Source organism: Ciceribacter ferrooxidans (assembly GCF_004137355.1).
Taxonomy (GTDB): Bacteria; Pseudomonadota; Alphaproteobacteria; order Rhizobiales; family Rhizobiaceae; genus Allorhizobium; species Allorhizobium ferrooxidans.
Window position 1 is genome coordinate 40,498 of record NZ_SDVB01000065.1, and the last position, 15,198, is coordinate 55,695.

Below are 15,198 nucleotides of genomic sequence, written 5' to 3' on the forward strand. Positions count from 1 at the left end.
ACTAAACTGCGGCCGGCAAAACAATCCGCTTCTCTTCCACCTCTGCGCGCAAGATTCGACTGAAAGGCGCACACCTTCGGCATCCGCTCCCCGTCCCCAGCATTAGTCTTGCCTGACGCCTTCCTCCAGAAGTTCCAATCCCCCGAGGGGCGACCGGCCCGGTCGCAACCAAAGCAGATGTGGCGGCACGAATGCAAGCAATCGACATCCTGGACAAGCTCGTTTCCTTCCCCTCTGTCGTCGGCACGCCGAACGACGCGATCATCGACTGGGTTCGCAGCTATCTCGAGGCACATGGTGCGGTCGTCCACGTCCTGCCCGGACCCGAGGGGGATCGGGCCAACCTCTTCGCAACGCTTGGCCCGCGCGACACCGCCGGCTACGTCCTCTCCGGCCACATGGACATCGTTCCGGCCACCGAACCCGGCTGGACCAGCGACCCGTTCCGCTTGCGCAAGGAGGCGAACCGTCTCTACGGGCGCGGCACCACCGACATGAAGGGCTTCCTCGCCGCCGCACTCGCAACCGTTCCGAAATTCGCCAGGCTGACGCTGGCGCGGCCGATCCACCTCGCCTTCTCCTATGACGAGGAGGCGGGTTGCCGGGGTATTCCACACATGCTCGCACGCCTTCCCGACCTTTGCGCACAGCCTCTCGGCGCGGTGATCGGGGAGCCGAGCGGGATGCAGGCGATCCTCGCCCACAAGGGCAAGGCGGCGGCGAAGGTCACGGTCGAGGGTCGCGCCGGCCACTCCTCGCGTCCCGACCTCGGGCTGAACGCGATCCACGGGATGGCGACGGTGCTGAGCAAGGCAGTCGCCGCGGCAACCGCGCTCACTGCAGGGCCGTTCGATGCGACCTTCGAGCCTGCCTATTCCTCGTTGCAGGTCGGCCTGTTGAACGGTGGGCGGGCGGTCAACGTCATTCCCGATCTCTGCGAGGCGGAGCTGGAGGCGCGCGCAATCGCGGGTGTCGATCCGCGACTTCTCCTCGTGCCCGTGCGGGAAGCCGCCGAGGCGCTCACGGCGGAAGGTTATGGTGTGACCTGGGAGGAGCTCAGCAGCTATCCGGCCCTGTCGCTTCCGCGCAGCACACCTCTCGCCGGCCTGTTCTGCGACCTCACCGGCCGCGAGCCGCTTGCGGCGGTGAGTTACGGGACGGAAGCCGGGCTCTTCCAGCAGGCCGGCATCGACGCGATCATCTGCGGCCCCGGCGAGATCGACCGCGCCCACAAGCCGGACGAATATATCTGTACCGAGGAGCTCTCCGCCTGCGAGGCGTTGCTGGAGAGTCTCGGTCGGCGGTGCGTGGCCTGAGCGAAAGAACGCCATGACCTTCCTGTTCCATTCCGACGCAGTGCGCGGCGCGGTGTTTCGAGAGATCTTTGCTCGCGAAATACCCGAACTGCCATTTTCCATGGATCCGGCGACGGTCGACCCGGACGCCGTCCGATACCTGATCACCTGGACGGTTCCTCCGGATCTCGCACGCTACCGCAATCTCGAAGTGCTCTTCTCGATCGGCGCCGGCGTCGACCAGTTCCGGCTTGCCGAGGTCCCGGCTTCCATGAAGATCGTCCGCATGGTCGAGGACGGTATCGTCCGGATGATGCAGGAATATGCGGTGCTGGCGGTGCTCACCCTTCATCGTGCCCTCCCCGCCTATCTCCGCCAGCAGCGCGACGAGGTCTGGCAAGCCCTGCCACAGCCACAGGCGTGCGAACGTCGTGTCGGCGTGCTGGGGCTCGGCATGCTCGGCCAGGCGGTGATCGAACGGCTGAAGCCCTTCGGCTTTCCGCTTTCCGGCTGGAGCCGGTCGCAACACGATATCGACGGCGTGACCTGCTTTGCAGGCGAGGCCGGTCTCGACGCCATGCTCGCTCAATCCGACATCCTCGTCTGCCTGCTGCCGCTCACCAACGAGACGCGAGGATTTCTCGATGCCGGCCTCTTCGACAGGCTGCCGCGCGGCGCCGGGCTCGTCCATGTCGGACGCGGCCCGCAGCTGAACCATGACGACCTGATCGCGGCTCTGGATGGCGGGCAACTCTCGGGCGCGATGATCGACGTCACCGAGCCGGAACCGCTGCCTCCCGGGCATGCCTTCTGGAACCATCCGAAGATCGTGCTGACGCCCCATGTCGCAAGCGTCACCCAACCACGAACCGCCGCCCGCGCCGTGATCGACAACATCAGGCGCCTGCGCGACGGGCTCGATCCCGTCGGGCTCATCGACCGCAGCCGCGGCTACTGACCTTCAAACCTGAAAGGAAAACCATGTCGCTCCTCAAGACCATAGATCCGAATCCCTCCTTCGCGCCGCGCGAAAGCCTGCCGCAACCAGACCGCCTGATTTCCGGAAGCCCGGCCTTCAAGACCTGGGCGCAGGACGTCGCCCACGGGGACCTGGTGCATACCGGCGTATGGGAAGCGACGCCCGGCGAAACCCGCTCGATCAAGGGCGAGACCTTCGAATTCTGCCACATCCTCGCCGGCGTCGTCGAAATCACGCCCGAGGGCGGCGCGCCCGTGATCTACAAGGCGGGCGACAGCTTCGTCATGAAACCGGGCTTCACAGGTGTCTGGAAGACGATCGAAACCGTCCGCAAGATCTATCTCACGGTCACCCCGAAGAACTGACCGACGAAGCCCGGCATCGATCGTGAACACGATGCGCTTGCCGTAGAATACGCTGCAGCGAGCCGGCAAAACGGCTTTTTCCGCCATCGCCGGCTCGTTGCTCGGATCAAGCTGCTCCGCTGGGTCGCCTACCATCCCTTCCAGTGATGAAAGGTATACCCATGACACTGAGTTTCGATCCAGACAGCCTGTCCTTTCCGGTCGGTCACTTCATCGGCGGCCAGTTGGTCGCCGCAGACGGCGTGATCGACATGCATCGTCCGTCCGATGGGCAACCCTATGCCGGCTGTCCCGTTGCCGATGGCGAGGTTGTCGACGAGGCTGTGCAGGTGGCCAGGAAGGCGCTGAAGGACAGCAATTGGGGTGGCCTTCGCCCGCGTGAACGCACGCGCGTGCTGCAGCGCTGGGCCGATCTCATCGAGGAGGATGCCGGGACACTCGCCAGGCTCGAGGCCGTCTCCTCGACGCGGCCCGTCGGTCATCTGGTCGAGGGCGATATTGCCGTTTCGGCCGAACAGATCCGTTTCTTCGCGGAATTCGCCGACAAGGAGGGCAGCGATCTCGTTCCGACCGACGATGCCAGTCTCGGCATGATCATGAGCGAACCCTACGGTGTTGTCGGCGCGATCACACCCTGGAACTTCCCGCTCTCGATGGCGGCATGGAAGCTCGGTCCAGCACTTGCCGCCGGCAATGCCGTGGTGATCAAGCCGTCGGAAATGACACCCTTCACCACCATTCGTCTTGCGGAGCTTGCCGTTCGCGCGGGCGTGCCGGCGGGGCTCGTCAACGTCGTGCTCGGCGACGGCCCGGTCACCGGCACTGCGATCACAGGTCACCCGGACATCGCCAAGGTGAGCTTCACCGGCTCGACCCGCGCCGGTGCCGCGATCATGGAGAACGTCGCCCGAACCGGCGTCAAGCCGATGACGCTGGAACTCGGCGGCAAGAGCCCGCAGCTCGTCTTTGCCGATGCCGATCTCGACAAGGCCGCGGCCGCGATCGCCGGCAGCATTCTCTCGAATGCCGGGCAAGCCTGCGTGGCCGGATCGCGGCTAATCGTCGAAGAAGCGGTCGCCGAACCTCTCGTCGCGGCGATCATCAGTCGCATGAAGGTGACGACTGCCGGTCCGACATGGGATGCGGCGACCCAGTACTCGCCGATCATCTCCGAACGGCAGCGCGAACGCATCCATTCCATCGTCTCGGCGGCCGTCCGCGCCGGTGGTGAATGCCTGACGGGTGGAGCCCCGATGGATGCATCCGGCTATTTCTATCAGCCGACGCTGATTGCCGGTGTCGATCAGGACTCGCCCGCCGTCATCGAGGAGATCTTCGGGCCGGTGCTGACGCTGCAGACCTTCCGCGACGAGGAGGAGGCCCTCTCGCTGGCCGACCACCCGGCCTACGGGCTGGCGGGCGGCCTCTTCACCCGGGACCTTTCGCGTGCCATCCGCCTTACGAGGCGGCTGCAGGCCGGCACGGTCTGGGTCAACCGCTATAGCCGCTCGCGCGACCACATCCTGCCGACGGGCGGCTACAAGCGCTCCGGCATCGGCAAGGATCTCGGCCGCGAGGCCTATCACGCAAACCGCAGGACGAAGAGCGTCCTCATCAATCTCTAGGAAACCGTCCGAGGAAATCCATGAAGGTCTACAAAATTGCACAGATCCCCGGCGATGGCGTCGGACGCGACGTCACCGCCGCAGCCTGGGCCGTCCTGACGAAAGCGGCGGAAGCCGGAGGGTTCAGGCTCGAAGGCCGCGAATTTCCCTGGTCCTGCAAGTTCTACAAGGAAACCGGGGCGATGATGCCGGCAGACGGGATCGAGACATTGCGCGGCTTCGACGCCATTCTGCTCGGCGCCGTCGGCTGGCCGGCCGAAGTGCCGGATTCGGTCTCGCTTCACGGCCTTCTCCTGCCGATCCGCAAGGCCTTCGTCCAGTACGCCAACATTCGCCCGCACCGGCTTCTGCCCGGTGTACAGGGCCCGCTGAAGGCGGAAGGCTTCGACATTCTCTGCATCCGCGAGAACACGGAAGGCGAATATTCAGGGGCTGGCGGACGCGTCCATCAGGGCATGGACAATGAAGTCGCCGTCGAAACCTCGATCTTCACCCGCAAGGGCGTCGAGCGCATCATTCGCTTCGGCTTCGAGCAGGCGCGCGCGCGGCGAGGCAAGCTCGCCTCAGTGACCAAGTCCAACGCCCAGAAGTATTCCATGGTCCTCTGGGACGAGATCACGAAGGCACTCGCCGCCGAGTACCCCGATGTCGAGGTCACGAGCTACCATGTCGATGCACTTGCCGCCCGCATGGTCATGGCACCGGAAAGCCTCGACGTCATCGTCGCCTCCAACCTCTTCGGCGATATCCTGACGGATCTCGGTGCTGCCATCCAGGGCGGCCTCGGCTTTGCGGCCTCTGCCAATATCAATCCCGACCGCTCTGCGCCTTCCATGTTCGAGCCGGTTCATGGCTCCGCACCGGACATTTCCCATCTCGGCATCGCCAATCCGATCGCCGCCATCTGGTCGGGCGCGATGATGCTCGAACACCTCGGCGAAGCGGAAGCGGCCACGGCCGTAATGACGGCAATCGCAAGGACGACCGCCGCCGGCATCGGCACGGTGCCCGGCGAGGACAAGACCGACACGATCACCAAAGCCGTTCTCGCGGCCATTGCCTGACAACGCATTTTCAAACGGATGACCACCATGAAGACCCTCAGCGACAAAGATCTTTTCCGCCAGGCCGGCCTCATCGGTGGCAAGTGGTGTGCGGCTGTCTCCGGCAAAGTGATCGAGGTCATCGACCCCGCAACGCAGAAGGCAATCGGCACAGTGCCGGACATGGGACGCGAGGACACCCGCGCCGCAATCGCCGCCGCCGGTGCAGCCTATCCCGCCTGGCGCGCCAAGACCCACGCCGAACGCGCGGCGCTTATCGAGAAATGGTACGCGCTCATGGTGGAGCACGAGGCCGACCTCGCGCTGATCCTCACCACGGAACAGGGCAAACCCCTGAACGAGGCGACCGGTGAAATCCGCTACGGCGCGGGCTTCGTCAAGTGGTTTGCGGAAGAGGCCCGCCGCATCGGCGGCACGACGATCCCCTCGCCGACGCCTGACCGCCGCATCGTGGTTCTCAAGGAGCCCATCGGCGTCTGCGGCATCATCACCCCCTGGAACTTCCCCAACGCGATGATCACACGCAAGGTCGCGCCGGCGCTCGCCGCCGGTTGCACGGTCGTCATCAAGCCGTCCGACTTCACGCCCTATTCGGCGCTCGCGATCGCGGTGCTCGCCGAGCGTGCGGGTATTCCGGCCGGCGTCATCAACGTTGTCACGGGCCAGCCTTCCGAGATAGGCGCCGAGATCATGGAAAACGAGACCGTGCGGAAGATCTCGTTTACTGGATCGACGCGCGTCGGCTCGCTCCTGATGCGCGGAGCCGCGGATTCGGTGAAGCGGCTGTCGCTCGAACTCGGCGGCAACGCCCCCTTCATCGTCTTCGACGACGCCGATCTCGACCTCGCCGTCGAAGGCGCGATCATGTCCAAGTTCCGCAACGGCGGCCAGACCTGCGTCTGCGCCAACCGCATACTGGTCCAGTCCGGTGTCTACGACGAATTCGCCGCCCGGCTTACCGCCCGCGTCAACGCGATGAAGGTCGGCCCCGGCACGGAGCCGGGCGTCGCGATCGGACCGATGATCAACCAGGCGGCGATCGAGAAGATCAATCGTCACATCGAGGATGCCCTGTCGAAGGGCGCACAGATAGCTTCGGCCGCGACAACCGACGGTCTTGGACCCCAGTTCACGGCACCGCTGGTGCTGACCGGCGCGACGACCGACATGCTGCTTGCCCTTGAAGAGACCTTCGGTCCGGTCGCTCCGCTCTTCCGCTTCGAGACGGACGACGAGGCGATCCGGATCGCCAACGACACGCCGTTCGGTCTTGCGGCCTATTTCTACACCCAGAGCCTGAAGCGCTCCTGGCGGGTGGCCGAGGCGCTCGAAGCCGGCATGATCGGCCTCAACACCGGACTGGTCTCGACCGAAGTCGCTCCCTTCGGTGGGGTGAAACAGTCCGGTCTCGGTCGCGAGGGCGCCCAGATCGGCATCGAGGAATATCTGGAGATGAAAACCTTCCACATTGGAGGACTCGCCTGATGCCGTCCCCCTGCCGGATGGCCGTCACTTATCCCAGTCACCGGTCGCCAGTGCAAACGGCGACCACTCGGTGAATTGATAACGAAGGGGAAGCGCGTCACCCCTGCGGACGACACGTTCGGGGCGAAAGCGCCAGTAGCGCTCCGCTCCGGCGACCGAAGCATCAGCCGGGGCGTCCGGCAGCAACTCGGCCTCGCCCGTCATCTGCACGAGGGTGCCCGTCGAAAAGTCCGTGAAGACCAGCCCGGCCCGCGGATTGACGGCGATGTTTCCGAGCGTGTTGAAGAAGCGGTTGCCGGCAAGATCCGGAATGGTGAGCCAGCCGTCGTCGCCGACGCGAACGAACCCCCGCCGTCCGCCGCGGTGAGAGACATCGACCTGTCGACGGCCGTCGACGTCGGCATAGGTGCCGACGAAGAACGTATCCGCGCCTTCGATGAGGTTTCGGGCAGCCGGGTCGAGAGCAGTGCTTGTCACCGGCTCTGCCACCGACGGCAGTGCCGGATCGCGGACGAAGCGGGGCTCCCGGAGCTGGATGTATTTTGGGCAGTTGCCGAAGCTCTGCTCCACGACGACATCGAAGCCTCCCTGGTGACGGTGCACGGTGCCGTTCAGCCGATTGCGGCGGCGGGTCGTCAGGTCGATCCCGAGAAGGCCGATGGCTGCACCATCATCCATTCCGGCGTCGGCAGGGTCCGCCGGATCCCGCGCGAGTTCGACCGTCAACCGGTGCGCGTCGGGCGCCCGGAGGAACCCCGCGCGACCCGCCCGCAAGGTCGGCCAGACCAGCCCCTCCCCGTCGACCGCGGCAAGCACCACCATCGGCAGGAGAGGATAGAATTCCCGGTGCTGGTCGATCAGATGATCGCGCAGCACTCGGCGGCCGACCTCGTCCATGCGCGTCTCCACGCCATAGCGCCTCTGGAGGGCGCGCTCGCCCTCGTGCCATGGCGAGCGATCCGACGCGAGATTGTCCATGGCGATCTCCCCTCAGGCATCGATCCCGATCGGCGTCTTCTGGAATTCGACGAACCCCGGCAGCACCTCGATGCGCCCGAGCCACTGGCGGATGTTCGGATAGGGCTTAAGGTCGACATCCCCTTCCGGCGCCCGCTCGACATAGCTGTAGAGAGCGACGTCGGCGATCGTCGGATGATCGGCGGCGATCCAGTCCCGTCCGTCGAGCGCGCCTTCGATCAGGGTGAGGATCGCGTGCGAACGGGGAATGACCTCTTCCGGACGATAGGGCGCCTTGAAGACATTGATGAGCCGCGCCTGTGCCGGCCCGTGTGCAATCTGCCCGGCGGCGACCGAGAGCCATCGCTGGACGGCGGCTGCACCGGCAGGATCTTCCGGCAGCCAGTCGGTCCGGCCCGTCTTCTTGGCGAGATAGACGAGGATCGCGTTGGAATCGCAGATGAGCGTGCCATCGTCGTCGAGAACGGGAACCTGTCCGAACGGGTTGATCGCAAGGAACGCGTCGGACTTATGCTCGCGCTTGGCGAAGTCGACGTACTGGAGCTCATGCGGAATGCCGAGCAGTGAAAGGAAGAGCCGCGCCCGATGAGCGTGGCCGGACAGCGGATGATAGTAGAGTTTCATGTCGGGTCTCCTGCGAACGACGATGAACCGCAGAGTGATTGTTATTCTCGATGTTGATAAGCACCGATCCGAGAATTAGACTGTTGCGACAGGTGGAATAATAGTTTCAGGAAACACGGGCATGGATCGCTGGCAGGCGATGCGGATATTTACGCAGGTGGTGGACTGCGGCGGCTTCGCACCGGCCGCCAGACTGCTGCATATGAGCCCCCCGGCCGTGACCCGCGCCGTTGCCAGCCTCGAAAAGCACATCGGCACGCGGCTCCTCGTCCGCACGACCCGGTCGCTGAAGCTGACGGCAGCGGGCGAAGGCTATGTCGCCGACTGCCGGCGCATATTGGCGGAGATCGCCGAAGCGGAGGCGAACGCCGCCGGCAGTTTCACCCATCCGGCGGGACTGCTGACCGTCACCGCCCCCGCTCTCTTCGGGCGCATCCACGTGCTGCCGGTGATCCTCGACTTCCTCGATCACTACCCGGCCATGCAGGTGAAGACGGTCTTCGTCGACCGCGTCACGAACCTCGTCGAGGAGGGGCTGGACGTCGCGGTGCGGATCGCGGCCCTGCCCGCCTCGGGCCTCGTCGCGCGGCGCGTCGGATCGATCCGCCAGGTTCTCTGCGGGTCACCGGACTATTTCAGCCGTTTCGGGGAGCCTCGGACACCGCAAGACCTTGTGCACCACCGCATCATCGGACGCGACCGCCTTTTCGGTCATTCGGAATGGTTGTTCGGACGCGACCAAGATATCCGCGTTCCGATCGCTCCCCGTCTCATCTGCAATACCAATGATGCGAGCATCGCCGCGGCTGTCGCCGGATGGGGCGTTTCCCGCTTCCAGTCGTATCAGATAGCGGCCGACGTCGAAGCCGGACGGCTCAAGGTTGTCCTTGCCGATTACGAGCGTGAGCCCGTGCCGGTCCATCTGGTGCATGCCGAAGGCCGCATGGTGTCGGCCCGTGTGCGGGCCTTCGTCGACTTCGCTGCCGAGCGCCTCAGGTATCGACCGGGCGTCAATGCAATCCCGGACGTCCGCCCTTAACGAATCTTGTCGATCATCTTGTAGTAGAGGCCGACAAGCGGCAGGAACCACGGCTTGCCGAAATGCCCCGGCACCGCCGGCCAGTCGAGCCCCTTCAAAGGATTGCGGTCGTCCCGTCCGAGCATCGCATCCGCCATCACCACGCCGAGATGGGTGGAAAACTGCGCCCCGTGGCCGGAGTAACCCATCGCATACCAGAGCCCCTCGTGGTAGCCGGCACGGGGATAGCGGTCCCTCGTCATGTCGACCAGACCGCCCCAGCAGTAGTCGATTTCGACATGTGCAAGCTGCGGAAAAATCCGGGCGAGGCTTTCCCGCAGGATCTCGCCGCTCTTTGCATCGGAGCGCTGGTCGGACGTGGCGGAGAAACGGGCGCGTCCGCCGAAGATCAGGCGATTGTCCGGCGACAGCCGGAAATAATTGCCGATATTCATCGAATTGACGCAGGTGCGGTTGCCGGGCATCGTCGCCGCCACTTCCTGATCGGTGAGCGGCCGTGTCGCGATGATGAAACTGCCGACGGCGATGATGCGGCGGCGGAAATAGCCGAAATTGGGCGTCGTATAGGCTCCGGTCGCGATCAACACCTGATCGGCCGTCACCGTTCCGCGCGTCGTCTGCAGGATGTGACGCGCACCGGCCGAGCGCTGACCGGTGACCGCCGCATTCTCGTAGATCATCGCGCCGCGCCGACAGGCCGCATCGGCGAGACCGGCGGCATAGCGGCCCATGTGCATCATCGCGCTCTTCTTCGACAGCATCGCGCCGTGAAAGGGAGACCCGACCTCGTTCCTCAGGTCGGTCGCCGAAAGAAGCGCCGTGTCGGGATCGACCTCGCTGTGCACGGCCTCGAAATTGCGGGCGATCGCCTCGAAATGCTGCGGCTTCGAAGCCAGTTTCAGCTTGCCGGCACGGCGGAAATTGCACTCGATGCCTTCCTCCGCGACCAGTGCCTCGATTTCATCGACAGACTCGTCGAGCGCCTTGTAAATGGCGATGGCCCGCTCCTTGCCGAGCTCCGCCTTCGCTGCGAGATAGCTGTGGGCGAGGCCGTTGTTGAGATGTCCACCATTGCGACCGGATGCGCCGGAGCCCACCCGATCAGCCTCCAGCACGACGACCCGCGCGCCGCCCATAGCGAGCCTCCGGGCGGCAGCAAGCCCGGTGAAGCCGCCGCCGACAACCGCGACGTCGAAATGACCCGTGACGTAGCCTTCGGCCCCGCCGGAGAAGGCCGATGCCGTGTCATGCCAGTAGGACAGGTATTTCATGACAAGTCCGCCTCACCTAGAGCCCGACAACGCCCGGCAGCCCGGAAATGTCGGCGATCTCGGTATAGCCGTAATAGGGGTTCGCCGGCTCGTGACCGCGATTGACCCAGACCTTGTTCTTGATGCCGAGATCATGCGCCGACATCAGGTCGTAGCGGAACGAGGACGAGCAGTGGAGAATATCTTCCGGGCCGCAGCCGAGCATGTCGAACATATATTCGAACGCCTGAAAGCGCGGCTTGTAAGCCTGCGCCTGCTCGGCCGTATAGACCTTGTGGAAAGGCGCGCCGAGCTTTTCGACATTCGACATGATCTGGGAATTCATCGCGTTGGAGAGGATCACCAGAGGAATTTCCTTGGCGACCTTGGCAAGGCCCGCCGGAACGTCGGCATGCGGACCCCAGGTCGGTACGCGCTCGTAGACCATGCGTGCGTCCTCGTCCTTGAAGGAAACGCCGTTGCGCTTGCAGCTCCGCTCGAGCGCATTGTGCACGACCTCGGCATAGGGCTTCCAGTCCCCGAGGATCTCGTCGAGGCGGTAGGCGGCGAAGTTCCTGATGAACTCCAGCATCTTCGGTTCGTCGAGCCGTTCGCCGTAAAGGTCGCGTGCCGCTTCCGCCATCTGGAAATTGGTGAGCGTACCATAGCAGTCGAAGGTGATGTATTTCGGGCGGAAGGTCGTCATGTGGGTCATCCTTTGAGAAAGCGGCACAAGCGCCGTATCAGCTGTTGGGATGATCATAAGCCGCCTTCCGGCGCCAAGCCCGACTGAATTGCCGCGCCTCGAAGCAGAATATTCTGTATGCGGAGCATCGGCTGGCAGATGGTTGCGGGGGTGCCCGTCGGCACTCTCACCCTTGACGCCCGAGGCGGGGCGGTTTTGATCGCCCAAGGGCATGGCGCGACGGCAACTTGATGCAGCCGTGCGGAAGCGGCATCCGAGCCAGGCACTCGGCGAGGCGAGTGGCCTCGGCTTCGTCGCCGGCGCCTTCTCGACCTGATCCTCAGCCTTAACGACGCGATAACAAGCGCCACGAATGGAAGGCCCGTTGGATTTGACAAATCCGGACAGGTGGGCGGGGTCCACCTGGCCGGACGCGCGCCCGCGCGCACCGAGCCCCACAGCATAAGATGCGGTCATCCGCTGGTGCTACGGCGGAAGATGTCGAGGCCGAGACCGCCTTCGGACGATCTGCCGGCCCCGAAGCCTCGACACTATGGGCAAGACATGAAGGATCTGCCCATGCGAACATTGCAGACACAGTTGGAGCGCTTCGGAGAGCAGCACCTCGAGGGCGCCTTGCGCCTCTCCCGACAGGCCGGATGGCCACATCGCCTCGAGGACTGGCGGCTGGCGCTTTCGCTGAGCGACGGCGTCGCCGCCGTCGACGGCGATGGACAGGTCGTCGGCACGGTGTTCGTCACACCCTTCAAGACGGACGCCGCCACCATCAACATGGTGATCGTCGACGAGGCGATGCGCGGGCAGGGTCTCGGGCGCAAGCTCATGGATGCGGCATTCCGGCTCGCCGGCAACCTTCCGCTACGGCTCGTCGCGACGACGGAAGGATTGCCGCTCTACGAAAAACTCGGCTTCCGTCAGACCGGAACCATTCTCCAGCACCAGGGCATCGCCGCCGAGATGCCGGCGCCTGCGGGCGTCGAACCCACCTCGCTGGCGGACCTGCCGGCGATCATTGCCCTCGACCGTGCCGCCTGTGGAGCCGACCGGGAACGGCTGATCGTCTATCTCGCCACGATCGGCGAATTCGCGGTTCTTCGCCGCGACGGACATGTCGACGCGTTCGCCGCGTTGCGGCCTTTCGGCCGCGGCGAGGTGATCGGCCCCGTCGTCGCGTCGACGCTCGAGGACGCAAAAACCCTCGTCTCACATTTCATCGCGAAACGGCCTGGTCGTTTCCTGCGCGTCGACACCAGCGCCGAAGCCGGGCTCGCCGACTGGCTTGCCGCGCAGGGTCTCGCCCATGTCGGCGGCGGCATCACCATGGCCCGCCCCGTCGAGCACCGCGGGACGCCCGCGCCCACCACCTTCGCCCTCGCCAACCAGGCCCTCGGCTGATCCGGAGAAGATCATGTACAGCAATTCCCTCATCGAACTCGATCGCGCTCACCTCATCCATCCGGTCGCCTCCTATCGCGGCCACGAGCAACAGGGTGTGCGCGTGCTCGCCTCCGCCAGGGGTGCGACGGTGACCGATGCGAGCGGCCGGCAACTGGTTGACGGCTTCGCCGGCCTCTGGTGCGTCAATGCCGGCTACGGGCACGACAGCATCGTCGAGGCCGCCGCCCGCCAGATGCGCGAGCTTCCCTATGCGACCGCCTATTTTGGGCTCGGCTCCGAGCCGGCGATCCGCCTCGCCTCCGAACTCGCCGAACGCGCGCCGGGCGATCTCGACCACGTCTATTTCACACTCGGAGGATCGGATGCCGTCGACAGCACGATCCGCTTCGTCCGCTATTACTGGACCGCGCGCGGCGAGCCCCGGCGCGACCAGTTCATCTCGATCGAGATGGGTTATCACGGCTCCTCCACCGTCGGTGCCGGCCTCACGGCCCTGCCGGCATTCCATGCCGGCTTCGGCATCCCCTTCGACTGGCAACACAAGATTCCGTCGCCCTATCCCTACCGGAACCCCGTCGGCGAGGATCCGCAAGCCGTCATCGCCGCTTCTCTTGCGGCCTTGCGGGCGAAGGTCGAAGAGATCGGACCGGAACGGGTCGCCGCTTTCTATGCCGAGCCGATCCAGGGCTCCGGCGGCGTCATCGTGCCGCCCCGCGGCTGGCTGAAGGCGATGGGCGATCTCTGCCGGGAACTCGGAATCCTCTTCATCGCCGACGAAGTGATCACAGGCTTCGGCCGGACCGGGCCTCTTTTCGCCTGCAGCGAGGAAGGTGTCGTTCCCGACTTCATCACCACCGCCAAGGGTCTCACCTCCGGTTACGTTCCGATGGGCGCCGTGTTCATGGCGGACCATGTCTACCAGACGATCGCCGACGGCGCCGGCCCCTCGGCGGTCGGCCACGGCTACACCTATTCGGCCCATCCGGTCAGCGCCGCCGTCGGTCTCGAAGTATTGAAACTCTACGAGAACGGCCTTCTCGAAAACGGCAGAAAGGCCGGCGCTCGGCTGATGGCCGGCCTCGAGGCCCTGAAGGATCACCCGCTGGTCGGCGAGGTTCGGGGGCGCGGCATGCTCGCGGCGGTCGAACTGGTCGTCGACAAGAAGAACAAGACGCCGCTGCCCGCGGAAGCGCAGGCGGCGCGGCGCATCTTCGACCGGGCCTGGGAAAACGGCCTCGTCATCCGCGCCTTCGCAAACGGCGTGCTGGGTTATGCCCCGCCGCTCTGCTGCACCGATGCGGACATCGACGCGATCCTCGAGCGCACGGCCGTGACGCTGGACCAGACACTCGAGGATCCGGATGTGCGCCAGGCGCTGAAAGACTGAATGCCTCCGGAGAAGCCAGGCCCCCAAATGTCGCGGGGGCCGGCAGATTCGCAATTTTGTGCCGCGCCGCTGTGTCTTTTCGGCGGAATCGGTGCGGTGCGGATGCCACACTTGATAAATGAAATGGCCCGCGGAACCAAACGGCGGGCTCGAAATGAAGGCGAGACAGTCGCCCGAACCGGGAACGAAATAATCTGCCGCAAGCGCGAACGGCGCGCGGCGAAACTGGGGAAACGGACTTGAGCAAGCAACTGCCTGATTTCAAGTACATGACCTTCGACGTGGTCGGCACCCTGATCGATTTCGAGGCGGGCCTCAAGGACTGCCTTGCCGGGATCGCCTCGGAAGCCGGCGTGACCATCGATGGTGAAGAAGCCCTGACGCTCTACAGGCAGGCCCGCTATTCCGACGGTGCAGACCTTTTTCCCGACGATCTGGTCCGGGTCTATCTCGCGATCGCGCCGACGCTCGGGCTTCCGGCCGAGCGACGCTACGGCGAGCGGCTGCGCGATTCCGCCAGAAGCTGGAAAGCGTTTCCGGACAGCGCCGAGGCGCTTGCCCGCCTCGCGCGTGACTATCGGCTGGTCGCCATGACGAACGCGCGGCGCTGGGCGTTCGACCATTTTGCGGCCGAACTCGGCAATCCGTTCCATGCCGCCTTCACGGCCGACGACACGGGGACCGAGAAACCAGATCCGGCCTTCTTCGAACGGGTCTTCGATTTCGTCGCTTCGGAAGGCGCCGGCAGGGAGGACATCCTGCATGTCGCCCAGAGCCAGTATCACGACATCGGGATTTCCCGGAAGCTCGGCATGACCAATTGCTGGATCGAGCGGCGCCACGCCCAGAAGGGCTACGGCGGCACGATCGAGCCTGCCGCGTTCACCACGCCTGACTATCACTTCACGTCCATGGCCGACCTTGCCGATGCCGTGGCAACGGCCCGAAAATGACCTGTCTTCAACACCAGGGGCCAGCCCGCGAAAGACGGGCAGCCCTCAAC

General features: G+C 64.9%; 14 protein-coding genes. 10 read left to right on the forward strand and 4 right to left on the reverse strand.

Going from position 1 to position 15,198, the window contains the following annotated elements; translation table 11 throughout:
* Positions 1-191: 191 nt before the first annotated feature.
* The 6 genes from argE to EUU22_RS01710 all read left to right on the forward strand — a co-directional run bounded on the left by argE (position 192) and on the right by EUU22_RS01710 (position 6,813).
* On the forward strand, positions 192-1,316 hold the full coding sequence (argE, locus tag EUU22_RS01685; RefSeq protein ID WP_129330383.1) for an acetylornithine deacetylase: 1,125 nt from the start codon (positions 192-194) through the stop codon (positions 1,314-1,316).
* Between the two features lie 13 nt (positions 1,317-1,329).
* On the forward strand, positions 1,330-2,253 hold the full coding sequence (locus EUU22_RS01690) for a 2-hydroxyacid dehydrogenase (protein ID WP_129330384.1): 924 nt from the start codon (positions 1,330-1,332) through the stop codon (positions 2,251-2,253).
* Between the two features lie 23 nt (positions 2,254-2,276).
* A complete protein-coding gene (locus EUU22_RS01695; protein WP_129330385.1) occupies positions 2,277-2,639 on the forward strand; it encodes a cupin domain-containing protein in 363 nt (120 codons plus the stop codon).
* Between the two features lie 161 nt (positions 2,640-2,800).
* Entirely contained in the window at positions 2,801-4,264 is a 1,464-nt protein-coding gene (locus tag EUU22_RS01700) for an aldehyde dehydrogenase family protein (protein WP_129330386.1), read from the forward strand.
* A 20-nt stretch (positions 4,265-4,284) separates the two neighbouring features.
* On the forward strand, positions 4,285-5,328 hold the full coding sequence (locus EUU22_RS01705) for a tartrate dehydrogenase (RefSeq protein ID WP_129330387.1): 1,044 nt from the start codon (positions 4,285-4,287) through the stop codon (positions 5,326-5,328).
* Between the two features lie 27 nt (positions 5,329-5,355).
* Positions 5,356-6,813, forward strand: coding sequence for an NAD-dependent succinate-semialdehyde dehydrogenase (locus tag EUU22_RS01710; protein ID WP_129330388.1), 1,458 nt, complete (start codon positions 5,356-5,358; stop codon positions 6,811-6,813).
* Positions 6,814-6,837: 24 nt separating this feature from the next.
* Here the strand turns inward: EUU22_RS01710 and EUU22_RS01715 are convergent, their stop codons facing one another.
* Positions 6,838-7,791 carry a pyridoxamine 5'-phosphate oxidase family protein gene (locus EUU22_RS01715; protein ID WP_129330389.1) on the reverse strand — a complete coding sequence of 318 codons (954 nt, stop codon included), beginning with the start codon at positions 7,789-7,791 and terminating at the stop codon, positions 6,838-6,840.
* Between the two features lie 12 nt (positions 7,792-7,803).
* Positions 7,804-8,415 carry a glutathione S-transferase family protein gene (locus tag EUU22_RS01720; RefSeq protein WP_129330390.1) on the reverse strand — a complete coding sequence of 204 codons (612 nt, stop codon included), beginning with the start codon at positions 8,413-8,415 and terminating at the stop codon, positions 7,804-7,806.
* A 121-nt stretch (positions 8,416-8,536) separates the two neighbouring features.
* On the opposite strand from EUU22_RS01720, the gene EUU22_RS01725 reads away from it, so the two are divergent.
* A complete protein-coding gene (locus EUU22_RS01725; RefSeq protein ID WP_129330391.1) occupies positions 8,537-9,454 on the forward strand; it encodes a LysR family transcriptional regulator in 918 nt (305 codons plus the stop codon).
* Here EUU22_RS01725 and EUU22_RS01730 read toward each other — a convergent pair.
* Positions 9,451-10,725 (reverse strand): NAD(P)/FAD-dependent oxidoreductase, encoded by a 1,275-nt coding sequence (locus tag EUU22_RS01730; RefSeq protein WP_129330392.1) that lies wholly within the window; start codon positions 10,723-10,725, stop codon positions 9,451-9,453. The two genes, EUU22_RS01725 and EUU22_RS01730, sit on opposite strands and share 4 nt — an antisense overlap.
* 16 nt (positions 10,726-10,741) lie before the next feature.
* Positions 10,742-11,410 carry a haloacid dehalogenase type II gene (locus EUU22_RS01735; RefSeq protein WP_129330393.1) on the reverse strand — a complete coding sequence of 223 codons (669 nt, stop codon included), beginning with the start codon at positions 11,408-11,410 and terminating at the stop codon, positions 10,742-10,744.
* A gap of 558 nt (positions 11,411-11,968) precedes the next feature.
* Between EUU22_RS01735 and EUU22_RS01740 the strand changes: the two genes are divergently transcribed.
* The 3 genes from EUU22_RS01740 to EUU22_RS01750 all read left to right on the forward strand — a co-directional run bounded on the left by EUU22_RS01740 (position 11,969) and on the right by EUU22_RS01750 (position 15,148).
* Positions 11,969-12,805 carry a GNAT family N-acetyltransferase gene (locus tag EUU22_RS01740; RefSeq protein WP_129330394.1) on the forward strand — a complete coding sequence of 279 codons (837 nt, stop codon included), beginning with the start codon at positions 11,969-11,971 and terminating at the stop codon, positions 12,803-12,805.
* A 13-nt stretch (positions 12,806-12,818) separates the two neighbouring features.
* Positions 12,819-14,195 carry an aspartate aminotransferase family protein gene (locus EUU22_RS01745; protein WP_129330395.1) on the forward strand — a complete coding sequence of 459 codons (1,377 nt, stop codon included), beginning with the start codon at positions 12,819-12,821 and terminating at the stop codon, positions 14,193-14,195.
* Positions 14,196-14,434: 239 nt separating this feature from the next.
* Complete coding sequence (locus EUU22_RS01750; RefSeq protein ID WP_165351045.1) at positions 14,435-15,148, forward strand: HAD-IA family hydrolase; 714 nt, start codon at positions 14,435-14,437, stop codon at positions 15,146-15,148.
* Positions 15,149-15,198: the final 50 nt, after the last annotated feature.